Origin of the sequence: Escherichia sp. MOD1-EC6300 (assembly GCF_002965045.1) — a bacterium.
Taxonomy (GTDB): domain Bacteria; phylum Pseudomonadota; class Gammaproteobacteria; order Enterobacterales; family Enterobacteriaceae; genus Escherichia; species Escherichia coli_F.
The window spans coordinates 328,871-352,349 of record NZ_PTRH01000003.1 but is presented as its reverse complement, the minus strand read 5'-3'; the positions used below and the strand labels follow the sequence as shown (position 1 = coordinate 352,349).

The 23,479-nt window shown below is 50.8% G+C and carries 27 protein-coding genes; 16 read left to right on the top strand and 11 right to left on the bottom strand.

The genetic code is table 11. The features are described 5' to 3' along the window. Positions 1-3: 3 nt before the first annotated feature. Genes flgD through flgB form a run of 3 tightly spaced genes read right to left on the bottom strand, consistent with a single transcriptional unit; the run spans position 4 to position 1,535 of the window. Positions 4-699, bottom strand: coding sequence for a flagellar hook assembly protein FlgD (flgD, locus tag BGE37_RS06755; RefSeq protein WP_000020488.1), 696 nt, complete (start codon positions 697-699; stop codon positions 4-6). Positions 700-710: 11 nt separating this feature from the next. After that, complete coding sequence (gene flgC / locus BGE37_RS06750; protein WP_001196460.1) at positions 711-1,115, bottom strand: flagellar basal body rod protein FlgC; 405 nt, start codon at positions 1,113-1,115, stop codon at positions 711-713. 3 nt (positions 1,116-1,118) lie between these two features. Next, positions 1,119-1,535 (bottom strand): flagellar basal body rod protein FlgB, encoded by a 417-nt coding sequence (flgB, locus tag BGE37_RS06745; protein WP_000884705.1) that lies wholly within the window; start codon positions 1,533-1,535, stop codon positions 1,119-1,121. A gap of 154 nt (positions 1,536-1,689) precedes the next feature. Between flgB and flgA the strand changes: the two genes are divergently transcribed. The 3 genes from flgA (at position 1,690) to flgN (ending at position 3,139) form a co-directional block, all read left to right on the top strand. Further along, positions 1,690-2,349: a flagellar basal body P-ring formation chaperone FlgA gene (flgA, locus tag BGE37_RS06740; protein ID WP_000955728.1), complete on the top strand. Its 660-nt coding sequence runs from the start codon at positions 1,690-1,692 to the stop codon at positions 2,347-2,349. Positions 2,350-2,424: 75 nt separating this feature from the next. Further along, entirely contained in the window at positions 2,425-2,718 is a 294-nt protein-coding gene (flgM, locus tag BGE37_RS06735; RefSeq protein ID WP_000020882.1) for a flagellar biosynthesis anti-sigma factor FlgM, read from the top strand. 4 nt (positions 2,719-2,722) lie between these two features. Then, positions 2,723-3,139, top strand: a complete 417-nt coding sequence (flgN, locus tag BGE37_RS06730; protein ID WP_000197347.1) for a flagella biosynthesis chaperone FlgN — start codon at positions 2,723-2,725, stop codon at positions 3,137-3,139. A 39-nt stretch (positions 3,140-3,178) separates the two neighbouring features. On the opposite strand, the gene murJ is transcribed toward flgN, so the two are convergent. The 4 genes from murJ to rimJ all read right to left on the bottom strand — a co-directional run bounded on the left by murJ (position 3,179) and on the right by rimJ (position 6,991). Beyond that, entirely contained in the window at positions 3,179-4,714 is a 1,536-nt protein-coding gene (gene murJ, locus BGE37_RS06725; RefSeq protein ID WP_001050688.1) for a murein biosynthesis integral membrane protein MurJ, read from the bottom strand. Positions 4,715-4,823: 109 nt separating this feature from the next. Beyond that, positions 4,824-5,747, bottom strand: coding sequence for a Gfo/Idh/MocA family protein (locus BGE37_RS06720; protein WP_105287890.1), 924 nt, complete (start codon positions 5,745-5,747; stop codon positions 4,824-4,826). A 1-nt stretch (position 5,748) separates the two neighbouring features. Continuing rightward, the gene (locus BGE37_RS06715) at positions 5,749-6,396 is read right to left on the bottom strand and encodes a YceH family protein (protein WP_000877108.1); all 648 of its coding nucleotides are present in this window, start codon (positions 6,394-6,396) and stop codon (positions 5,749-5,751) included. Between the two features lie 10 nt (positions 6,397-6,406). Then, on the bottom strand, positions 6,407-6,991 hold the full coding sequence (gene rimJ / locus BGE37_RS06710; protein WP_000468190.1) for a ribosomal protein S5-alanine N-acetyltransferase: 585 nt from the start codon (positions 6,989-6,991) through the stop codon (positions 6,407-6,409). 235 nt (positions 6,992-7,226) lie between these two features. On the opposite strand from rimJ, the gene mdtH reads away from it, so the two are divergent. From mdtH to BGE37_RS06655, 10 genes are all read left to right on the top strand, one after another. Continuing rightward, complete coding sequence (mdtH, locus tag BGE37_RS06705; protein ID WP_000092207.1) at positions 7,227-8,435, top strand: multidrug efflux MFS transporter MdtH; 1,209 nt, start codon at positions 7,227-7,229, stop codon at positions 8,433-8,435. A 63-nt stretch (positions 8,436-8,498) separates the two neighbouring features. Next, on the top strand, positions 8,499-9,146 hold the full coding sequence (gene grxB, locus BGE37_RS06700) for a glutaredoxin 2 (protein ID WP_105287889.1): 648 nt from the start codon (positions 8,499-8,501) through the stop codon (positions 9,144-9,146). 133 nt (positions 9,147-9,279) lie between these two features. Further along, on the top strand, positions 9,280-9,840 hold the full coding sequence (locus tag BGE37_RS06695; RefSeq protein WP_001353288.1) for a lipoprotein: 561 nt from the start codon (positions 9,280-9,282) through the stop codon (positions 9,838-9,840). Between the two features lie 105 nt (positions 9,841-9,945). After that, positions 9,946-10,992 (top strand): dihydroorotase, encoded by a 1,047-nt coding sequence (pyrC, locus tag BGE37_RS06690; protein WP_105287888.1) that lies wholly within the window; start codon positions 9,946-9,948, stop codon positions 10,990-10,992. A 73-nt stretch (positions 10,993-11,065) separates the two neighbouring features. Beyond that, positions 11,066-11,311, top strand: a complete 246-nt coding sequence (gene dinI / locus BGE37_RS06685; RefSeq protein WP_001217754.1) for a DNA damage-inducible protein I — start codon at positions 11,066-11,068, stop codon at positions 11,309-11,311. A 289-nt stretch (positions 11,312-11,600) separates the two neighbouring features. Further along, positions 11,601-11,855, top strand: a complete 255-nt coding sequence (gene bssS / locus BGE37_RS06675) for a biofilm formation regulator BssS (RefSeq protein WP_000414437.1) — start codon at positions 11,601-11,603, stop codon at positions 11,853-11,855. A gap of 114 nt (positions 11,856-11,969) precedes the next feature. Beyond that, a complete protein-coding gene (gene solA, locus BGE37_RS06670; RefSeq protein ID WP_105287887.1) occupies positions 11,970-13,088 on the top strand; it encodes an N-methyl-L-tryptophan oxidase in 1,119 nt (372 codons plus the stop codon). A 47-nt stretch (positions 13,089-13,135) separates the two neighbouring features. After that, positions 13,136-13,249: a YceO family protein gene (locus BGE37_RS06665; RefSeq protein WP_001253418.1), complete on the top strand. Its 114-nt coding sequence runs from the start codon at positions 13,136-13,138 to the stop codon at positions 13,247-13,249. A 261-nt stretch (positions 13,250-13,510) separates the two neighbouring features. After that, entirely contained in the window at positions 13,511-14,077 is a 567-nt protein-coding gene (locus BGE37_RS06660; protein ID WP_105287886.1) for a cytochrome b, read from the top strand. A 3-nt stretch (positions 14,078-14,080) separates the two neighbouring features. Further along, the gene (locus BGE37_RS06655; RefSeq protein WP_000749261.1) at positions 14,081-14,656 is read left to right on the top strand and encodes a YceI family protein; all 576 of its coding nucleotides are present in this window, start codon (positions 14,081-14,083) and stop codon (positions 14,654-14,656) included. 41 nt (positions 14,657-14,697) lie between these two features. Here BGE37_RS06655 and trhO read toward each other — a convergent pair whose 3' ends face one another. Further along, positions 14,698-15,750 (bottom strand): oxygen-dependent tRNA uridine(34) hydroxylase TrhO, encoded by a 1,053-nt coding sequence (trhO, locus tag BGE37_RS06650; RefSeq protein WP_105287885.1) that lies wholly within the window; start codon positions 15,748-15,750, stop codon positions 14,698-14,700. 224 nt (positions 15,751-15,974) lie between these two features. Here trhO and lpxL point away from each other — a divergent pair, with 224 nt between their 5' ends. The 3 genes from lpxL to BGE37_RS06635 all read left to right on the top strand — a co-directional run bounded on the left by lpxL (position 15,975) and on the right by BGE37_RS06635 (position 18,750). Beyond that, a complete protein-coding gene (gene lpxL, locus BGE37_RS06645; protein ID WP_001353291.1) occupies positions 15,975-16,895 on the top strand; it encodes a kdo(2)-lipid IV(A) lauroyltransferase in 921 nt (306 codons plus the stop codon). Between the two features lie 171 nt (positions 16,896-17,066). Beyond that, a complete protein-coding gene (mdtG, locus tag BGE37_RS06640; RefSeq protein ID WP_000074172.1) occupies positions 17,067-18,293 on the top strand; it encodes a multidrug efflux MFS transporter MdtG in 1,227 nt (408 codons plus the stop codon). A gap of 82 nt (positions 18,294-18,375) precedes the next feature. Then, positions 18,376-18,750 (top strand): MysB family protein, encoded by a 375-nt coding sequence (locus tag BGE37_RS06635; RefSeq protein WP_000180056.1) that lies wholly within the window; start codon positions 18,376-18,378, stop codon positions 18,748-18,750. Here BGE37_RS06635 and BGE37_RS06630 read toward each other — a convergent pair whose 3' ends face one another. The 3 genes from BGE37_RS06630 to mdoG form a co-directional block, all read right to left on the bottom strand. After that, the gene (locus tag BGE37_RS06630) at positions 18,751-18,978 is read right to left on the bottom strand and encodes a YceK/YidQ family lipoprotein (RefSeq protein ID WP_001211028.1); all 228 of its coding nucleotides are present in this window, start codon (positions 18,976-18,978) and stop codon (positions 18,751-18,753) included. It abuts the gene before it with no gap. Between the two features lie 170 nt (positions 18,979-19,148). Beyond that, positions 19,149-21,692, bottom strand: coding sequence for a glucans biosynthesis glucosyltransferase MdoH (gene mdoH / locus BGE37_RS06625; RefSeq protein ID WP_105287884.1), 2,544 nt, complete (start codon positions 21,690-21,692; stop codon positions 19,149-19,151). Further along, positions 21,685-23,220, bottom strand: a complete 1,536-nt coding sequence (gene mdoG, locus BGE37_RS06620; protein WP_001300662.1) for a glucans biosynthesis protein MdoG — start codon at positions 23,218-23,220, stop codon at positions 21,685-21,687. The genes mdoH and mdoG overlap by 8 nt, the downstream gene beginning before the upstream one ends. Positions 23,221-23,479: the final 259 nt, after the last annotated feature.

Sequence of the window (23,479 nt, the reverse complement as noted above, 5' to 3'; positions counted from 1 at the left end):
GCTTTAAATTATCTGCCGTACTTCGTCGAGGGTGGTGGTGCCGTAAGTGCCGAGATCCAGCGTATTACCGTTGTTGCCGCGGATCACACCCTGCACCAGAGCAAACTGCAGCGGCTGGGCAACCAGTTGTGTACCACCGCTACTGGCGCTAATCGCTACATTGTAAGAACCGTTCGGCGCAGTGCTGCCGTCAGTCAACGTACCGTCCCAGGTGAAACTGTGGACTCCGGCAGTCAGTTCACCGATATCAATGGTACGGACAACCGCGCCGTTTTTATCGGTGATGGTGGCCGTAACTTTGTCTGCCGCCTGCTGCAACTCAACACCAAACGGTGTGGTCGTGGTCACAGCCCCTTCTTCACTGCCGGTTCCGGCAAGAACTGTGGTGCCGGGGATCATCACACCGTGACCGATCAGGTTACTGGCCTGTAACGACTGGCTGTTATCAATCTGTCCGGAAATAGATCCGAGCGTGGTATTGAGTTTTTCAATCCCGCTGACCGTGCTGATTTGTGCCAATTGCGACGTCAGCTCGTTGTTTTCCATTGGATTGGTCGGGTCCTGGTTTTTCAGCTGCGCCACCAGCAAAGTCAGAAAACTGCTTTGTAAATCTGCGGCGTTGCTACCCGTGAGTGAGCTACTGCTGGTGGTGCTGACGCCGGTATTTGTCGGATCGGTGGTGGTTACCGCAATGGACATAGATTTCTCCTTTATTGACCAAGCGTAAGGGTTTTCAGCATCATGCTTTTCACCGTGTTGAGCACTTCAACATTGGCCTGATAGCTGCGTGACGCCGACATGGTGTTAACCATCTCGCCGACAACATCAACGTTTGGCATTTTCACGTAGCCCTTTGCATCCGCCAGCGGATTACCCGGTTCATAAACCAGTTTGTCCGGAGCCTGACTTTCTATAACATCGGCAACCTTTACGCCGCCTGTCGCAGCGCCTGGCGCAGCGTTCACCTGGAATACCACCTGTTTTGCCCGATATGGCTGTCCATCGGGACCGGTCACGCTATCAGCATTCGCCAGATTACTGGCCGCCACATTCAGGCGCTGGGACTGGGCAGTTAACGCCGACCCGGCGATATCAAAAATGTTCAGCAGTGCCATCCGTTAATTTCCGCTCTGTAAAACGTTCATCATGCCTTTGATTTGCCCGCTCAACGCGCTAAGGCTCATCTGGTATTGCAGGCTGTTATCGGCAAACTGAGTGCGTTCGCGATCCATATCGACGGTATTACCGTCCAGCGAAGGCTGGTCCGGAATACGGTATTGCAGTTCTGCGGTAGGAGGCGTCAGCGCCTGCGCCGGAATGTGTTGCGTTGAGGTCATCGTCAGCGCAACCATGCTGGTTTCATCCCGTCCACGCTGCATGACCTTTTTAAGTTCACTGGCAAAATCGATATCGCGTGCCTGATAACCAGGGGTATCGGCATTGGCGATGTTTGCTGCCAGCACTTCCTGACGCTGGGCGCGCAGATTGAGCGCCTCTTGTTGAAAACGTAAGGCGGCGTCGAGCTTATCGAGCATATCTCCTCCGCAAGTATCAAAATTCTGCCATCAGCTTAAATGCCTTTACGCGCGCGTTATCGGCGGAATAAACGCAAAATGGGTCGCTATTTATGCCGTTGATGGTCATTGCGTACAGGTACAATTCACGTTGTAGAAATGGCTGGGAGCGAAAATGCTGACAATAAAACGTAGCGTGGCGATCATTGCGATACTGTTCAGTCCGTTAAGTACGGCGAGCAATCTCACATCGCAGTTACAAACCTTTTTTAGCGCCCAGCTCGCGGGAGTAAGTGATGAGGTTCGTGTTTCTATTCGTACATCGCCCCATCTACTTCCGCCGTGCGAGCAACCACTGCTTTCGATAAGCAATAATTCCCGCCTGTGGGGAAATGTGAATGTGCTGGCACGCTGCGGTAACGACAAACGATATTTGCAAGTCAATGTACAGGCCACAGGAAATTATGTGGTTGCCGCGATGCCCATTGTGCGGGGAGGAAAGCTGGAAGCTGGCAATGTAAAACTGAAACGCGGACGACTGGACACCTTGCCGCCGCGTACTGTGTTGGATATCAATCAACTTATTGATGCCGTTAGCCTGCGCGATCTATCACCCGAACAACCTATCCAATTAACCCAGTTGCGCCAGGCCTGGCGTGTAAAAGCGGGACAACGCGTCAACGTGATCGCCAACGGTGATGGATTTAGCGCCAACGCTGAAGGTCAGGCGTTGAACAATGCTGCCGTCGCACAGAATGCGCGGGTGCGCATGGTATCGGGACAGGTGGTCAGCGGCGTTGTTGATGCAGATGGGAATATTCTTATAAACCTGTAAGCTGTTAAAGATTACCCGACCCATGCCGATAAATAAGCAACACATGATAAAAGCGCCCTCAATGAGGAATAAACCATGAGTATTGACCGCACTTCACCTCTGAAGCCCGTAAGCACCGTTCAACCGCGTGAAACCACTGACGCGCCGGTAACGAATACCCGGGCGGCAAAAACAACCGCCGCCACCAGCACCAGTGTGACGTTAAGCGACGCGCAAGCAAAACTAATGCAACCCGGCAGCAGTGATATCAATCTTGAACGTGTCGAAGCGTTAAAACTGGCGATTCGTAACGGTGAACTAAAAATGGACACCGGCAAAATTGCCGATGCGCTAATCAACGAAGCGCAGCAAGACTTGCAGAGTAACTGATCGTATGACGCGTCTTGCAGAGATCCTCGACCAGATGTCCGCAGTGCTTAACGATCTCAAAACAGTAATGGATCAAGAGCAGCAACATCTCTCAATGGGGCAGATCAACGGCAGCCAGTTGCAATGGATTACAGAACAAAAAAGCTCACTGCTGGCGACGTTGGATTACCTCGAACAGTTACGCAGAAAAGAACCCAATGCAGAAAATAGCGTTGATATTAGTCAACGTTGGCAGGAAATTACGGTGCAAACTCAGCAACTACGTCAAATGAATCAACATAATGGCTGGTTACTGGAAGGACAGATTGAGCGCAATCAACAGGCGCTGGAAATGTTAAAACCGCATCAGGAACCGACGCTGTACGGGGCGAACGGTCAGACATCAATACCCCATCGCGGCAGTAAAAAGATTTCGATCTGAAGATTATCTCCGGCCTGCAGTGCAGGCCGGAATGCATTGTTATACCGTCCGACGGGCAAACTCTTTAACTTTGAAGCCCAACACCGCCAGTGCAGCGAAGTACGCGGCAATTCCCGCCAGCACGACCGCCATTAAACGCAGTAAACGCCAGGGCATAGTACCCAGTGACCACTCAGGCATAATATGTAACATACCTAAAAGCACGCCAGACATCACCAGTACCGCCACCACCAGACGCAACAGAAACGGCATCCAGCCGGGTTGCGGGGTAAAGATTTTCTGCTTACGCAACTGCCAGTAAAGCAGAGAAGCATTCAGACACGCCGCCAGACCAATAGAAAGGGACAGCCCGGCATGTTTCAACGGGCCGATAAATGCCAGGTTCATCAATTGCGTTAAAATCAGCGTAACGATGGCAATTTTCACTGGCGTTTTAATGTCCTGGCGGGAATAAAAGCCAGGAGCCAACACTTTCACGACAATCAGGCCAATCAAACCCACCGAGTAGGCAATCAACGCCCGCTGGGTCATCAGCGCATCAAAGGCGGTAAATTTACCGTACTGGAACAGCGAAACGGTTAACGGGCCTGAAAGAATGCCCAACGCAACCGCACTCGGCAGTGCCAACAGGAAACAAAGACGCAGCCCCCAGTCCATCAAACGGTTGTATTCATCATGATTGCCGCTGGCAAAACTTTTAGATAGCGACGGCAGCAAAATAGTGCCAAGCGCCACGCCCAGAACACCGGAGGGGAACTCCATTAAGCGGTCGGCGTAATACATCCACGACACCGAACCGGAAGCAAGAAATGAGGCAAAAATGGTGTTGATGATTAAGGAGATCTGGCTCACAGAGACGCCAAGGATCGCCGGTCCCATCTGTTTCACCACGCGCATTGCTCCGGCATCGTGGAAGTTAATGCGTGGCAAAACCAGCATGCCGATCTTCTTCAGATGGGGTAGCTGATACACCAGCTGCAGGATGCCGCCAACCGTAACAGCCCACGCCAGCGCCAGCACCGGTGGGTTAAAGTACGGTGCGGCAAACAGCGCAAAGCCAATCATGCTGATATTGAGCAATGTCGGGGCAAACGCCGGAATTGAGAAGCGGTTCCAGGTATTCAGAATCGCACCCACCAGCGACGCCAGGGAAATCAGCAAGATATAAGGAAAGGTAATCTGTAATAACTGGGTAGTCAGGGCAAATTTGTCGGCCGTGTCAGCAAAACCCGGCGCGGTCACCATGATCACCCACGGCGCGGCGAGCATCCCGGCGACCGTCACAACCGCCAGCGCGAGTGTCAGCAGGCCAGAAACATAAGAGACAAAGACCCGCGTGGCGTCTTCACCCTGCTTGCTTTTATATTCCGCCAGAATCGGTACAAATGCCTGGGAAAATGCCCCTTCGGCAAAAATACGGCGCAACAAGTTAGGAAGTTTAAATGCGACGAAAAAGGCGTCTGTTGCCATCCCTGCGCCAAAGATTCTGGCGACAATTGCGTCACGTGCGAAGCCAAGCACACGCGAAAACATGGTCATCGAGCTGACGGCGGCCAGCGATTTTAATAAATTCATCGGTGTTCTAATCCAGACCCACGGGCAAAACGCCTGCAAAGCAGGCGCTGAAAGAGGCGAATAGTCTACCTGGATTATGGTGAATTGCTACCGCCAGATGTTACAGGGTTTATTCACTCATCGCATCGCGCCAGATCTTGTCAACGATACGTTGCGCCAGCACGGCCTGTTCGCCGGCGGTTTGCGGAACTGTCTGATTTTGCACGCATTCAATGAAGTGCCGCGCACAGCCGACAAATCCACGTTGCTCAAGAGTACTCTGCCAACCAGGAATCGGTTTATGCACCACGCCCTGCCCGCGCTCCTCACGCCATTCGCGCATATCCGTAATGTCGATGAGCGCACCGTCAGTCACGGCCTGCACGGTTTCACGCTGACTTCCGGCACGGCGATGCATACAGGTGGTGATCTGCAAAGGACCGGCCGAAAAATGGTGCTCGGCAAACAGCATTTCGCCCGCGTCATTAGTCAGTAGCGTACCGCCATCCAGAGAGGCTTTACCGCCCGACAACCACAGCACGGTATCCACCACATGCAGATAATCATCCAGCAACGTGAAATAAAGGTCGTGTGGCCCGACGCTATTACTACGATGTTTATCCATTCTTAGCGAGGCGGCGGTGGAGAGTTGTGTTTTTAACTCAACGTAGAGTGGTGCGAAGCGACGGTTAAAACCGACCATCAACGTCAGTTTTTTCCGCGCCGCCAGTTCAACCAGCCGTTCAGCATCGCGCAGATTTTCTGCCAGCGGTTTATCGACACAGACATGCACCCCCGCATTGAGTAACGCACTGACCACGTCAAAGTGGCTGGCGGTGCTGGAATGCACATAAACAGCGTCACAACAGGCAGCAAGGCTGGATAACGAATCGGCATAAGGAATGCGCCAGCTTTCACAAATTGGCAGGGCTTTCGCGCGCGTTGGCGACCAGGCGCCTTGTAAGGTCCAGTCAGATGCTGCCGCCAGCACCGGCAACCACGCTTTTTGCGCGATGCCGCCTAATCCCACTACGCCGATACGTAATTTTTTCACTTTAATCTCCCAGATGGGCAAGCAACGAATCAAGACGCTGTTTCAGTTCTGCCACTTCAATTTCCAGGGTTTCGACGCGGGCCTGTAAATCACCGTTACCCACGTTCGACGTATCCGTTAGCGGCGGCTGTTCCTCAACATCACCACTGAAAAGATGCATGTAGCGGCTTTCGCGTTTACCCGGTTCGCGGGCCAGACGCACCACAAAAGGACCATCTTCGCGATTCGCCAGTTGTTCCAGCGTCGACTCCACTTCCGCCATATCGCTGAATTCATACATTCGCGCGGCGCGGCTGCGCAGTTCACCCGGCGTCTGGGCACCACGCAATAACAACGTGGTGATTAACGCCACTTCTGCGGCGCTCAGTTTCAGATCGCCAAATTCTGAATTACAAAAACGTTGCTCATATTTGGTGACCCGATTACCAAAACCGCTCACCGTGCGTAGATAATGACGTTTGACCAGATTATCCAGCTGTTCCTGCACTTCAGATTCACTCAGATTCATGACCGGTTCACGGTTCGTTTTCTGATTACAGGCCGTTACTACACCATTTACTGATAGCGGGTATTGCTCCGGCGTAGTCACCTGTTTTTCCAGCAAGCAGCCAATCACGCGGGCTTCCAGAGCAGTAAGTTGATATTTCATCAGATTCTCCTTAGCGGCCAGGCGTCCAGTCTGGGGTGGTTAATGCCGTCAGAACATGATCGCGCCATTGTCCATCAATCAACAGATAGTTTTTCGCATAGCCTTCTTTTTCAAAACCCAATCGTGCCAGTAAATCACCGCTGCGTTTATTGTGCGGCATATAGTTGGCCATAATGCGATGAATATGTTGGGTGCGCTGCATATAACGAATGGCTGCGGTCAGGGCTTCAAACATGAGTCCTTTGCCCTGCCATTTTTGCCCAATCGAATAACCGAGATAGCAGGCATGAAAAGAGCCGCGAACAACATTGGAAAAATTGGCAACGCCAATAATCTCTTTTTCGTCCGGGTCGAAAAGGCCAAAGTAGAAAGCTGAACCTTGTTTATGAAATTCGTTAATCATCCCCAGCCTGGCCTGCCAGCCTGATGGATAACAGTGGCTTTCGTCGCGCACTGGCTCCCAGGGCTTGAGGAAATGGCGATTCTCTGCGTAATAATCCGCGAGACGCCAGGCATCACGATCATGCACCAGACGCACGACCAGTCGGTCAGTGGTTAAGCGCACTTTTGGCACGTTACTGCGATAGCCAAACATTCTATACCTACTCCTTCCCGTAACGTCTTTAATACGCTGTAAGTATTACTATACCTGCGCAACCAGACCCTGTGAAAAGTCCAGAATGCCGTTTTCTGCATTATTCACATATTTGATAAAAACTCTCTATCAAAGCGACGTTTTGATAAAAAAATATTGTCCCCGAAGTGATGGGAAAAGTCTTAACGGCAATGCAGAATAGAAAGTGCTCATCTTTTATTTCCCGGGAGGGGAAATGTCCCGCGTGTCGCAGGCGAGGAACCTGGGTAAATATTTCCTGCTCATCGATAATATGCTGGTCGTGCTGGGGTTCTTTGTTGTCTTCCCGCTGATCTCTATCCGCTTCGTTGATCAAATGGGCTGGGCCGCCGTCATGGTCGGTATTGCCCTTGGTCTACGTCAGTTTATTCAGCAAGGTCTGGGGATTTTCGGCGGCGCAATTGCCGACCGCTTTGGTGCCAAACCGATGATTGTCACCGGTATGCTGATGCGTGCCGCCGGATTCGCCACAATGGGTATCGCCCACGAACCGTGGCTACTGTGGTTTTCATGCCTGCTTTCGGGACTCGGCGGCACGTTGTTTGATCCTCCGCGTTCGGCGCTGGTGGTGAAACTAATCCGTCCACAACAGCGTGGTCGTTTTTTCTCGCTGTTAATGATGCAGGACAGTGCCGGTGCGGTCATTGGCGCATTGTTGGGGAGCTGGCTGTTGCAATACGACTTTCGCCTGGTCTGCGCCACAGGGGCAGTTTTGTTTGTGCTGTGTGCAGCGTTCAATGCGTGGTTGTTACCGGCATGGAAACTCTCCACCGTACGCACGCCCGTTCGCGAAGGCATGACCCGCGTGATGCGCGACAAGCGTTTTGTCACCTATGTCCTGACGCTGGCGGGTTACTACATGCTGGCTGTACAAGTGATGCTGATGCTGCCAATTATGGTCAACGACGTCGCGGGCGCGCCGTCTGCCGTTAAATGGATGTATGCCATTGAGGCGTGTCTGTCGTTAACGTTGCTCTACCCTATCGCCCGCTGGAGTGAAAAACATTTTCGTCTGGAACACCGATTGATGGCTGGGCTATTAATAATGTCATTAAGCATGATGCCAGTGGGTATGGTCAGCGGCCTGCAACAACTTTTCACTCTGATTTGTCTGTTTTATATCGGGTCGATCATTGCTGAGCCTGCGCGTGAAACCTTAAGTGCTTCGCTGGCAGATGCAAGAGCACGCGGCAGCTATATGGGGTTTAGCCGTCTGGGTCTGGCGATTGGCGGCGCGATTGGTTATATCGGTGGTGGCTGGCTATTTGACTTGGGTAAATCTGCGCACCAACCAGAGCTTCCGTGGATGATGCTGGGCATTATTGGCATCTTCACTTTCCTTGCGCTGGGTTGGCAATTTAGCCAGAAACGCACCGCGCGTCGTTTGCTGGAACGCGACGCCTGATTTGATACTCCCCCCTGACTCCTCCATACTGAAAGTGAACTGACAGCCAAATGGAGGAGTCACGTGAAGCTATACATTTACGATCACTGCCCTTACTGCCTCAAAGCCCGCATGATTTTCGGCCTGAAAAATATCCCCGTCGAATTACATGTTCTGCTCAATGACGACGCAGAAACACCCACCCGGATGGTCGGTCAAAAACAGGTTCCCATTCTGCAAAAAGATGACAGCCGCTATATGCCAGAAAGCATGGACATCGTTCACTATGTCGATAAACTCGACGGCAAACCGTTACTGACCGGCAAACGTTCACCTGCCATTGAAGAATGGCTGCGCAAGGTCAACGGCTACGCCAACAAACTGCTGTTACCGCGTATTGCCAAATCGGCATTTGATGAGTTTTCTACTCCCGCCGCACGCAAATATTTTGTCGACAAGAAAGAAGCCAGCGCGGGTAATTTTTCCGACCTGCTGGCCCACTCTGACGGTCTGATTAAGAATATCAGCGATGATTTACGTGCGCTGGACAAACTTATCGTCAAACCGAACGCCGTGAATGGCGAACTTTCGGAAGACGATATTCAGCTATTTCCGCTCCTGCGTAATCTGACGCTGGTAGCCGGAATCAACTGGCCAAGCCGCGTTGCTGATTACCGCGATAATATGGCGAAACAGACACAAATCAATTTGTTATCATCAATGGCGATTTAATCCTGACCCGCCGCGGCAGCCTGTATTCGCGGGTTGCCGCCGTTTTCAGTTTTTTCTGCTGGCGAGTTTATCGCTGGTGACACATGCTGCGTTGTGTCAGGATATTGACGCAGATTTCATGTCGAGGACTACCATGAACAAGTTTTTATTTGCCGCTGTATTGTTCGTCAGTGGCCTGCTCGTTGGCTGTAATCAACTCACCCAATACACCATCACCGAACAAGAAATTAACCAGTCGCTTGCGAAACATAATAATTTCTCAAAAGATATCGGTTTACCCGGCGTGGCTGACGCCCATATTGTTCTGACAAACCTGACCAGCCAAATTGGTCGCGAAGAGCCGAATAAGGTTACCCTAACCGGAGACGCCAATCTGGACATGAACTCCCTGTTCGGTAGCCAGAAAGCGACCATGAAACTGAAGCTGAAAGCGCTGCCTGTGTTTGATAAAGAAAAAGGCGCGATCTTCCTGAAAGAGATGGAAGTAGTCGATGCGACGGTACAACCGGAAAAAATGCAAACGGTGATGCAAACGTTGCTTCCCTATTTGAACCAGGCATTACGCAATTACTTTAACCAGCAACCTGCTTATGTCCTGCGCGAAGATGGCAGTAAGGGCGAAGCAATGGCGAAGAAACTGGCGAAAGGTATTGAAGTGAAGCCTGGTGAAATTGTCATTCCGTTTACTGATTAATCACGAGGGCGCATTTGCGCCCTTTATTTTTCGTGCAAAGGAAAACGTTTCCGCTTATCCTTTGTGTCCGGCAAAAACATCCCTTCAGCCGGAGCATAGAGATTAATGACTGCACCATCCCAGGTATTAAAGATCCGCCGCCCAGACGACTGGCACCTTCACCTCCGCGATGGCGACATGTTAAAAACTGTCGTGCCTTATACCAGCGAAATATATGGACGGGCTATCGTAATGCCCAATCTGGCTCCGCCCGTGACCACCGTTGAGGCTGCCGAGGCGTATCGCCAGCGCATTCTTGACGCCGTACCTGCCGGGCACGATTTCACCCCGCTGATGACCTGTTATTTAACAGATTCGCTGGATCCTAATGAGCTGGAACGTGGATTTAACGAAGGCGTGTTCACCGCTGCAAAACTTTACCCCGCAAACGCAACAACTAACTCCAGCCACGGCGTGACGTCGGTTGACGCAATCATGCCGGTACTTGAGCGCATGGAAAAAATCGGTATGCCGCTACTGGTGCATGGTGAAGTGACACATGCAGATATCGACATTTTTGATCGTGAAGCGCGCTTTATTGAAAGCGTGATGGAACCGCTGCGCCAGCGCCTGACCGCGCTGAAAGTCGTTTTTGAGCACATCACCACCAAAGATGCTGCCGACTATGTCCGTAACGGAAATGAACGGCTGGCTGCCACCATCACTCCGCAGCATCTGATGTTTAACCGCAACCATATGCTGGTTGGTGGCGTGCGTCCACACCTGTATTGTCTACCCATCCTCAAACGCAATATTCACCAACAGGCACTGCGTGAACTGGTCGCCAGCGGTTTTAATCGCGTATTCCTCGGTACGGATTCTGCGCCGCATGCACGTCATCGCAAAGAGAGCAGCTGCGGCTGCGCGGGCTGCTTCAACGCCCCAACCGCGCTGGGCAGTTACGCTACCGTCTTTGAAGAGATGAATGCTCTGCAGCACTTTGAAGCATTCTGTTCTGTAAACGGCCCACAGTTCTATGGCTTGCCGGTCAACGACACATTCATCGAACTGGTCCGCGAAGAGCAACAGGTTGCTGAAAGCATCGCATTGACTGATGACACACTGGTGCCATTCCTCGCCGGGGAAACGGTACGCTGGTCCGTTAAACAATAAAAATCGTAGCTTCCTGTTGTCATTAGGTTATTTTAACTGTATAAATAACCAGTATATTCAACAGGGGGCTATTATGCGAATTGAAGTCACCATAGCGAAAACTTCTCCATTGCCAGCTGGGGCTATTGACGCCCTGGCTGGCGAACTTTCCCGCCGTATTCAGTATGCGTTTCCTGATAATGAAGGCCACGTATCGGTACGTTATGCCGCAGCGAATAATTTATCGGTTATTGGCGCAACAAAAGAAGATAAACAGCGCATTAGCGAAATTCTCCAGGAAACGTGGGAAAGCGCCGATGACTGGTTTGTCAGCGAATAATATGCAGTGATTTTTGTTTTTGCCGGGTCGCCCCGGCTTTTTTATTTTACTTACGAATTTCGAGTACAAAATTTCTACACTTCCTCAAAATAATTGCACAATATGCTAAAAAAATATGAATGACATGCTGTTTTATTGTTCATATAAATCTTAAAAGCAAAAATTTATCTGTTCCCCCCTTTAAAAATTCGGTGAATACCCTTACTTATTGGTATACTGAAGTTGCTTCAGATAAAAACGCATTGAACCTCGAATAACGTTGTCTAGTAACACGAATTAGGGGGCCATGATGGAAAAAAATAATGAAGTCATTCAGACTCATCCGCTCGTAGGGTGGGACATCAGCACCGTTGATAGCTATGATGCGCTGATGTTGCGTTTGCACTACCAGACCCCAAATAAGTCCGAGCAGGAAGGGACTGAAGTTGGTCAGACGCTCTGGTTAACCACTGATGTTGCCAGACAATTTATTTCGATATTAGAAGCAGGAATCGCCAAAATTGAATCCGGTGATTTCCCGGTAAACGAGTATCGGCGTCATTAACATGACATGACCATCCACCCAAAAGGCACCTCACTGGTGCCTTTACCATTTCTGGGTTGTATATCTGCATTCAGTTAATTACTCTGCTTAAACCATGAGAGCAGAGAGAAAAAAATGAAATACGATCTCATCATTATTGGCAGCGGTTCCGTAGGCGCTGCCGCCGGGTATTATGCAACCCGTGCCGGTTTAAACGTGCTAATGACCGACGCCCATATGCCACCGCATCAACACGGCAGCCACCACGGCGATACGCGATTAATTCGCCATGCTTATGGTGAAGGCGAAAAGTATGTCCCGCTGGTCCTCCGCGCGCAAACGCTGTGGGATGAACTCTCCCGCCACAACGAAGAAGATCCCATTTTTGTACGCTCGGGTGTCATTAACCTTGGCCCGGCTGATTCCGCATTTCTCGCCAACGTCGCCCACAGCGCTGAACAGTGGCAACTCAACGTTGAAAAGCTCGATGCGCAAGGGATTATGGCACGCTGGCCAGAAATACGCGTCCCGGACAACTACATCGGCTTATTTGAGACTGATTCCGGCTTTTTACGCAGCGAACTGGCGATTAAAACCTGGATCCAACTGGCGAAGGAAGCGGGTTGTGCGCAGTTGTTCAACTGCCCGGTCACCGCAATTCGTCATGACGATGATGGCGTAATTATTGAAACGGCTGACGGTGAGTATCAGGCGAAAAAAGCGATCGTCTGCGCGGGAACATGGGTAAAAGATCTGCTCCCGGAACTGCCTGTCCAGCCCGTACGCAAAGTATTTGCCTGGTATCAGGCCGATGGTCGCTATAGCGTGAAGAATAAATTCCCGGCGTTTACCGGTGAACTGCCCAATGGCGATCAATATTATGGTTTTCCGGCAGAAAACGACGCGTTGAAGATTGGCAAACATAACGGAGGCCAGGTTATCCATTCAGCGGATGAACGTGTTCCGTTTGCGGAAGTCGTCAGCGATGGCTCGGAAGCCTTCCCGTTCTTGCGCAATGTGTTGCCGGGTATCGGTTGCTGCCTGTACGGCGCTGCCTGCACCTATGATAATTCGCCTGACGAAGATTTTATTATCGATACTCTACCCGGCCACGATAATACACTGCTCATTACCGGCCTGAGCGGGCACGGTTTTAAATTTGCGTCAGTTTTAGGGGAAATAGCTGCCGATTTTGCGCAAGACAAAAAAAGCGATTTTGATTTGACGCCATTCAGGCTTTCCCGCTTCCAATAATCATCATTACGGCCTCCAGAATGAGGCCGTTTTTACAGGAGTATTTAATGCGTCGGCTGTTGCACTATCTCATCAATAATATTCGCGAGCATCTGATGCTTTATCTTTTTCTCTGGGGACTGTTGGCAATTATGGACCTGATCTACGTGTTTTATTTTTAGTTTTTCCGCACTGACATAAACTGACAAATATTTAATCTCCCTTTCATTTAGCGTGAAAAATTGAATGAGATTCTTCCTACCTCTACAGCACTCACCAGACCTTCCAGATGCTGAACCCACTAAACTTATGAAGATTCTTTCATTATTAATTCAAAATTATTGAAATAAAAATAAATATCATTCAATTTGTTATTTTTGTGTTGCAATTCATTCTCCGACACGCCATTTTCTTTCTCTCGCAAATTCGTTTTGGATGCACTTATGTCATTCACAAATACCCCTGAACGCTATGGTGTTATATCTGCGGCCTTCCATTGGCTAAGCGCAATTATTGTCTATGGCATGTTTGCTTTAGGTCTGTGGATGGTCACGCTCAGTTATTACGATGGCTGGTACCACAAAGCACCCGAATTGCATAAAAGCATCGGCATTTTGTTAATGATGGGGCTGGTTATTCGCGTTCTTTGGCGTGTCATATCTCCACCGCCGGGTCCGCTGCAAAGTTATTCGCCCATGACTCGTGTTGGCGCAAAGGCTGGACATCTTGCATTGTACCTATTGCTCTTTGCCATCGGCATCAGCGGCTATCTGATCTCCACTGCCGATGGTAAACCGATCAGCGTTTTTGGCTGGTTTGACGTCCCCGCGACCCTTGCCGATGCAGGCGCACAGGCTGACTTTGCCGGTGCCCTGCATTTTTGGCTCGCGTGGAGCGTCGTAGTACTGTCCGTTATGCACGGATTTATGGCCCTGAAGCATCATTTCATCGATAAGGACGACACTCTGAAGCGCATGCTGGGAAAGTCGTCATCTGACTATGGAGTATAAAAAATGAAAAAAAGCCTGCTTGGTTTAACCTTCGCTTCCTTGATGTTCTCTGCGGGTTCAGCGGTTGCCGCCGATTACAAAATTGACAAAGAAGGTCAGCACGCCTTTGTTAACTTCCGCATCCAGCATCTTGGCTATAGCTGGTTATATGGCACCTTTAAAGATTTCGACGGTACTTTTACCTTTGATGAAAAAAATCCCGCTGCTGATAAAGTGAATGTGACAATTAACACCACCAGCGTCGATACTAATCACGCCGAACGCGATAAACATCTTCGCAGTGCAGATTTCCTCAATACCGCAAAATATCCACAGGCAACATTCACCTCCACCAGCGTGAAGAAAGACGGTGACGAACTGGATATTACCGGCGATCTGACGCTGAACGGGGTCACCAAACCCGTCACGCTGGAAGCGAAATTAATTGGTCAGGGCGACGACCCGTGGGGCGGTAAACGTGCAGGCTTTGAGGCCGAAGGCAAAATTAAGCTCAAAGACTTCAATATCAAGACAGATTTAGGTCCAGCTTCTCAGGAAGTGGACCTGATTATTTCAGTGGAAGGCGTACAGCAGAAGTAAGCGTGAAATGTTGCCGGATGACACGCATCCGGCAATGATATTTATTCTGTTGGATCAGGAATGCCCAGTGTTGTATTCAGACGTCCACGAGACTTATTAAAGATCTTATTGCCATTTTCACGTCCTGCCCGACGGCGTCGCTGTTCTTCTGGCGGTAACGCGCTTTCTTCGCAGCAAATCTCACTGCAACAACCTTTGTATTTTTCTGCACATACTGGACACTGAATAAACAGCAGGTGGCAGCCATCATTTTTACAGTTGGTATGGCTGTCGCACGGCGCACCGCACTGGTGGCAATGCGCGATAATCTCATCAGATATACGTTCGCCCATCCGCTCGTCAAACACAAAATTTTTGCCAATAAAACGCACCGGTAAGCCCTGCTCGCGCGCCTTACGGGCGTATTCAATAATTCCGCCTTCGATATGCCAGACTTTATTGAATCCGTTATGTTTCATCCAGGCACTGGCCTTTTCACAACGAATGCCGCCGGTGCAGTACATAACGATTTTTTTATCTTTATGTTCCTGCATCATCTCGACTGCTTTTGGCAGCTGCTCACGGAAGGTATCTGCCGGAATTTCCAGCGCGTTTTCAAAGTGCCCCACTTCATACTCATAATGATTACGCATGTCGATAAACAGAGCATCGGGATCGTCAAGCATGGCGTTCACTTCTGCCGCTTGCAGATACTCACCAACATTGCTGGCATCAAAGTGAGGATCGTCAATACCGTCGGCTACGATGCGATCGCGCACCTTCATGCGCAGTACCCAGAAGGATTTCCCGTCATCATCCAACGCGATGTTCAGGCGTAAGCCATCTAAAGCCGGGTCGAAGCCGTATAGCTGTGCGCGAAATGTTTCAACATTGCTCGCAGGTACACTGACTTGCGCGTTAATCCCCTCATGCGCCAGATACACTCGCCCAAAAATATTCAGCGCGGTAAACAGCTGATATAAAGCGTCACGGGTCGCTTTCGGATCGGCGATGTGGAAATACTTATAAAACGAAATGGTGGTGCGCGGTTCACGCTCAGCCAACATTTTGGCTTTCAGCGCGTCGTTGGAAATGCGGTTGTGTAACACTGGCATGGTGTACGGTTCCTGCGAGATGGGAAAGTAAAAATCCGCGGCATGATATAGCAATTATCGATAATTAACATCCACACATTTTACGCTACATTTGCGCATTAAAAATTATTTATTATTTACAAGCGCGGTAATTTCGCCCAGTCTTCAGCCACAAATTTTGGTTGCGGGCGAAAAAATGCGACAATACATACAATTGCCCGAATAGGTTGAAAAACAGGATTGATATGACGAATCTACCCAAGTTCTCCACCGCACTGCTTCATCCGCGTTATTGGTTAACCTGGTTGGGTATTGGCGTACTTTGGTTAGTCGTGCAATTGCCCTACCCGGTTATCTACCGCCTCGGTTGTGGATTAGGAAAACTGGCGTTACGTTTTATGAAACGACGCGCAAAAATTGTGCATCGCAACCTGGAACTGTGCTTCCCGGAAATGAGCGAACAAGAACGCCGTGAAATGGTGGTGAAGAATTTCGAATCTGTTGGTATGGGGCTGATGGAAACCGGCATGGCGTGGTTCTGGCCAGACCGCCGGATCGCCCGCTGGACGGAAGTGATCGGCATGGAACACATTCGTGACGTGCAGGCGCAACAACGCGGCATCCTGTTAGTTGGCATCCATTTTCTGACTCTGGAGCTGGGTGCGCGGCAATTTGGTATGCAGGAACCCGGGATTGGCGTTTACCGCCCGAACGATAACCCACTGATTGACTGGCTACAAACCTGGGGCCGTTTGCGCTCAAATAAATCGATGCTCGACCGCAAAGATTTAAAAGGCATGATTAAAGCCCTGAAAAAAGGCGAAGTGGTTTGGTACGCACCGGATCATGATTACGGCCCGCGCTCAAGCGTTTTCGTCCCGTTGTTTGCCGTTGAGCAGGCGGCGACCACCACCGGAACCTGGATGCTGGCGCGGATGTCCGGCGCATGTCTGGTGCCCTTCGTTCCACGCCGTAAGCCAGATGGCAAAGGGTATCAGTTGATTATGCTACCGCCAGAGTGTTCTCCGCCGCTGGATGATGCCGAAACCACCGCCGCGTGGATGAACAAAGTGGTCGAAAAATGCATCATGATGGCACCAGAGCAGTATATGTGGTTACACCGTCGCTTTAAAACACGTCCGGAAGGCGTTCCTTCACGCTATTAGATCTCCCATGCCGGATGCTTCAAAATGGCATCCGGCATTCCCACAGCAAATCCTCCTGATTTAGCGATAAAAGCTCTCTGGATTGCGCCCCCTGGAAGTCGGGCGCATAATTAGTGTGCTTATCTTTTCTTCTTATGTTCACCGCGCCTGGCGCACCAACAGCGGATTGCTATGTCACCCTGTGAAAATGACACCCCTATAAACTGGAAACGAAACCTGATCGTCGCCTGGCTAGGCTGTTTTCTTACCGGTGCCGCCTTCAGCCTGGTAATGCCCTTCTTACCCCTCTACGTTGAGCAGCTTGGCGTTACCGGCCACTCCGCCCTGAATATGTGGTCCGGTATTGTCTTCAGCATTACATTTTTATTTTCGGCCATCGCCTCACCGTTTTGGGGTGGACTCGCCGACCGTAAAGGCCGAAAACTCATGCTATTACGCTCTGCCCTCGGCATGGGCATCGTGATGGTGTTGATGGGGCTGGCACAAAATATCTGGCAGTTTTTGATCCTGCGGGCGCTTCTTGGTTTACTTGGCGGATTTGTCCCCAACGCTAATGCTCTTATCGCCACACAAGTACCGCGTAATAAAAGCGGCTGGGCGCTGGGTACGCTCTCCACAGGCGGCGTTAGCGGTGCGTTGCTCGGCCCAATGGCTGGCGGTTTGCTTGCCGATAGCTACGGCTTACGTCCGGTATTCTTTATTACCGCCAGTGTGCTGATACTTTGCTTTTTCGTCACCCTGTTTTGCATCCGAGAAAAATTCCAGCCAGTCAGCAAAAAAGAGATGCTGCATATGCGGGAAGTGGTGACATCACTTAAAAACCCGAAACTGGTACTCAGCCTGTTTGTCACCACGTTAATCATCCAGGTGGCGACGGGTTCAATTGCCCCTATTCTGACGCTGTATGTCCGCGAACTGGCGGGTAACGTCAGTAATGTCGCCTTTATCAGCGGCATGATCGCCTCGGTGCCTGGCGTGGCTGCTCTGCTGAGTGCACCACGACTCGGCAAACTTGGCGATCGAATCGGACCCGAAAAGATCCTGATTACAGCGTTGATCTTTTCTGTACTGCTGTTGATCCCAATGTCTTACGTTCAGACACCGTTACAACTTGGGATCTTACGCTTTTTGCTCGGTGCTGCCGATGGTGCACTACTCCCCGCCGTACAGACACTGTTGGTTTACAACTCGAGCAACCAAATCGCCGGGCGTATCTTCAGCTATAACCAATCGTTTCGTGATATTGGCAACGTTACCGGGCCATTGATGGGAGCGGCGATTTCGGCGAACTACGGTTTCAGAGCGGTATTCCTCGTCACCGCTGGCGTAGTGTTATTCAACGCCGTCTATTCATGGAACAGTCTGCGCCGTCGTCGGATACCCCAGGTATCAAACTGATTTTTCGCCTTTCATACTTGCAATAGCGGAGAATCAGCTATCCTTTTCCCTGAAACCTCATCAACTCAAAGGGAGAATCGTGATGACCATGTACGCAACGCTTGAAGAAGCCATTGACGCTGCACGCGAAGAATTTCTTGCAGACAACCCCGGCATCGACGCCGAAGACGCGAATGTGCAACAGTTCAATGCCCAAAAATACGTTTTGCAGGACGGCGACATCATGTGGCAAGTTGAGTTTTTTGCCGACGAAGGGGAAGAAGGTGAATGTTTACCCATGCTTAGCGGTGAAGCCGCGCAAAGTGTCTTTGACGGCGACTATGATGAGATAGAGATCCGCCAGGAGTGGCAGGAAGAGAATACATTACATGAATGGGACGAGGGGGAATTTCAGCTTGAGCCACCGCTGGATACGGAAGAAGGACGGGCAGCGGCTGATGAGTGGGATGAACGCTAATTACTCATACGGGCCATGATGAATGTCGATCGGCAGCAGTAAAGTATCAAAAACCAGGGAGAATGGCAGATCAAGGATCGTGACATAACGCCAGGCGGAGTCACGCACATCCCATTGCACACCAGGATAATATTGGTTGCCATGCCCCTGCCCCGGTATAGTGCGACTAATAATACTGCCGCAGCCACTCAACAAGGTCACCATAATACTGACCATGATGAAACGCATTTGATACCTCTCCCGTAAAAAAATACCGGCATAACGCCGGTATTTTTATTGGCTCGTTGATTTTGCCGGATGCAGCGTGACCGCCTTGTCCGACCTACAAAATATTGCAAAATCAATACATCGTAGAACGTTGTAGGCCTGATAAGCGTAGCGCATCAGGCCACTACGTTTTATTGCGAAGCCGCATCCGATTTACGCAATGCCAGCGGATTCAGCTTTATCCCTTCATAATAACTCACCCATGAAGAATATCTCTCAGGGGAATTCCAGACGCGGAAATGCAGACGGGCCATCGTCACCGGATCGCTTAGCAGCACCAGGCGACGATCGCGATTCAGCTTCTCTGGCGTCTCGTTCAGCGCCTGTTCAACGTGGCGGTCACGGGCGATTTCCAGCACCTTACTGGCGCGGTGACGCGCCGTCGCCATGGCGGTTGCCAGAGCGTTAAATGACGGGTTAAACACCGCATGCATAAAGCCATCGTCGAGGGAGCGTTTACGATTCATCTCAAGGAAACGATCGGTATCAAGCAGTACCTGCGGCGGTGAATACTCTTCCGGGATCAGGAACAGTTTCCAGCGTTTGGTACGCAGACCCACTGTAGTACGGCTGGAGATCACCGAAACAAACGGTGACAAGATCAACGAGAAAACAATCGGTGCCAGCCAGAACAGGAAACGCAGATCCAGCCACGCCATACCAACCGCCCACACTAACCCCAGCAGCAGCTGAGAGCCGTGGCGTTTGAACGCTTCGCCCCAGGAAGTGGAGTCATCATCACGCTGCGGTGAATTCCACACCACTTCCCAGCCAAGGAACGCGCTGACGACGAAGACCGTATGGAACAGCATGCGTACCGGAGCCAACAGCACGGAAAACAGCACTTCCAGCAGCAACGATAATGTAACGCGCCAGAAGCCGCCGTATTCTTTCGTTCCTTTGCACCAGATAAGCAAAATGCTCAATAACTTCGGCAGGAACAACAGCACCATGGTCGAAGCAAAAAGTGCAATCGCCAGCTCAGGACGCCACTGCGGCCACACCGGGAATAACTGCCGTGGTTGCAGGAAGTATTGCGGTTCGGTCAACGCATGCACTACCTGCAATGCAGTAGAAAGCGCGAGGAACATAAACCACAGCGGAGCGGAGAGATAAGACATCACGCCCGTCAGGAATACCGCACGGTGAACCGGGTGCATACCCTTAACCAGGAACAGACGGAAGTTCATCAGGTTACCGTGGCACCAGCGGCGGTCACGTTTTAGCTCATCAAGCAAGTTAGGCGGCAATTCTTCATAAGAACCCGGGAGATCGTAAGCAATCCACACCCCCCAACCTGCACGGCGCATCAACGCCGCTTCCACGAAGTCATGTGACAGGATTGAACCGGCAAAGGAACCTTCGCCCGGCAGCGGAGCCAGTGCGCAGTGCTCGATAAACGGTTTCACGCGGATAATCGCGTTATGTCCCCAGTAGTGCGACTCGCCAAGTTGCCAGAAGTGCAAACCGGCTGTAAACAGTGGCCCATACACGCGGGTCGCGAACTGCTGACAGCGCGCATACAGCGTATCCATACCGGACGCTTTCGGCGACGACTGAATGATCCCGGCGTTCGGGTTGGCTTCCATCAGGCGCACCAGGCCGCACAAACAATCACCGGTCATTACCGAGTCAGCATCCAGCACCACCATGTAGCTGTACTGGCTGCCCCAGCGACGGCAGAAGTCATCGATATTACCGCTTTTACGCTTCACGCGACGACGGCGGCGGCGATAGAAAATCTGACCTTCGCCACCGACTTCAGCGATAAGCTCCATCCAGGCTTTTTGCTCTGCGACGCAGATATCCGGGTTATAACTGTCACTCAGAATGTAGACATCAAAGTGTTTGGCATTCCCGGTGGCTTTTACTGATTCCCACGTTGCACGCAGGCCAGCAAAAACACGGTTCACGTCTTCGTTACAGATAGGCATGATCAACGCCGTGCGATGCTCCGGGTTTAATGGTTCATCGCCAACTGTCGACGCAGATATACTGTATTTATCGCGACCAATAAGCAGTTGCAGGAAGCCCATCAACGCCGTCCAGAATCCGGCGGACACCCAACAGAACAGCACCGCAAAGAGGATCAGGATACCGGTTTGCAGCATATAAGGCAGAAGCTGCATAAAGGAAACCCACACATCCTGACCAACCATATCCATAGGATTAATCAGCGCCCACCCCTGATAAGGAAGAATGGTCTTCATATACCAGGTCGCGACAACAGTTTGCGCGAGCGTCAGGATTAACAAAATGTAACGGCGGATAGTACCGACGGTACGCCACTTTTGCTCGCTTTCCTGCTCTTCTTTGGTCAAACGAGCCAGATAGCGCGGCGTGACATCGCGTCCACGCAGACGATCCCAGAAACGGCCTACCGGGTTGGTACGCCACGGATCGGGAAACATCGAGGAGCGTTTTGCTTCTGGCATCGCCTTAAGCTGATCGCGCCCTTCATCGTCTTTAATTAACTGTCCATCAGCAAGTGAATCTGGCCAGGCTTGTTCCAGACGCGCCTTTACCGAGCCTTGCGGGGAGTCATCCTCCCGCGCCCAAGTGCGGTGTTCGGCATCCAGCGCCTGATGAACGGCGCGGATATCAGTCTTCGGCAATGCCGCTTTCTCGCTTGCGGCGATGGGCATTGCGTCAATGTACTCAGTTGTCTTATTCATTGGCAGGTAACTGGTAGCTCCAGGTTTCACTCAACGTCTGATCGGCATTCACCAGCGCAGCACGCATTTCAGTGGTTTTCTTGGCATCTTTCACTTTCACACGCATCACCAGACGCCAGCCTTTGGTAACCGGGTTATAGCGCACCGTGCTTTCAACTATCTCACCATTATCACCAATGCTGGTTTGCGCTGTGACCGGGGTATCCTCTGGCAGTTTTTTCATCTCTGCGCCGGTAAAATCGACCACAAAGGCGATAGTACCGTCAGGCTGGCGAATCAGGTTCGACTGCTTCACATCCCCCGTTGAACGACGCGTTTGTTGCACCCATGCGTTATCTGGTGCATGCAGTTTGTCTTCATCACGGCTAAAGGTGATGGTGTATTTAAAGTTCATCTCTTTACCCGGCTCCGGCAGCTGATCCGGCGTCCAGTAAGCGACGATGTTATCGTTGGTTTCATCGTTGGTTGGAATTTCCACCAGCTCAACGCTGCCTTTGCCCCACTCCCCTTTCGGAGTCACCCATGCGCTTGGACGGAGGTCGTAACGATCATCGAGATCTTCGAAGCGGGAGAAATCACGACCGCGCTGCAACAGACCGAAGCCTTGCGGATTTTCCATCGAGAAGCTGCTGACCGCTAAATGTTTCGGGTTATTCAACGGACGCCAGATCCACTCACCATTACCGGCATGGATAGAGAGACCGTTAGAGTCGTGCAACTCCGGGCGATAGTTATTTGCAGGCGAAGGTTGGTTCGGCCCAAACAGGAACATACTGGTTAACGGTGCAACCCCCAGTTTGCCGACTTTATCGCGCAGATAGATTTTCGACTGCACATCCACAACCGTGTCACGCCCTGGCATAACCACGAATTTGTAAGCACCTGTCGCACGCGGCGAGTCAAGCAATGCATAAATAGTTAAACGTTTATCAGTCGGTTTTGGACGCTCGATCCAGAACTCTTTGAAACGTGGAAATTCTTCACCCGATGGCAAGGCGGTATCAATTGCCAGGCCGCGGGCAGAAAGGCCATAAACCTGACCTGCGCCAATCACGCGGAAATAGCTGGCCCCGAGCATGCTGACGATTTCATCGTTTTTATCTTTGCTGTTGATCGGGTAAAGCACTTTAAAACCGGCAAAACCAAGGTCTTTTACCGTGTCTTTATCATGCTGAACATCGCCGAAAGTGAAATAATCCGGGCTGTATTTGATTCGTTTGACTGCGGTGGCAGTCACTTCATTTATTTTGACCGGGGTATCGAAGTACATACCCTGATGGTAGAACTCGAGTTTGAATGGGGTCTTCAGATTGTTCCAGTACGCTTTGTCATGATTAAACTGGATCTGCTGATAGTCCGCGTATTTCATGTCGCGGAAAACGGAGGGCAAGTTGCTTTTAGGCGCCTCATAGCCTTTCCCGGCTAAGGATTGAGCTTGCTTTGCGACATCATCAATACTGAAAGCCCAGCTTGAAGATGTATACAGGGTTAACATTACTGCAGCACTCAACCAACGCATTTTCATCATTTGTAGTTTATGTTTCATAATTAGTAAGCACTTCCCCCTTTGTGTGCTTATATCGATCCGATCTATTTTAATGGATAACCAGCCATTCCGACAACAGAATCCCGGTATCGTTCAGCACGCTGGCTCATGGATTAAGCACCTGATTGCAACCGTTTTCACTTTCCGTGCTTCTCCTAAAGACAGAAGCATCGACTTCGTGTAGGGTTTGCCAGCAAATTTATTTATCAACCGTCTTACAGACGCTTCCATTCTGGTTAGT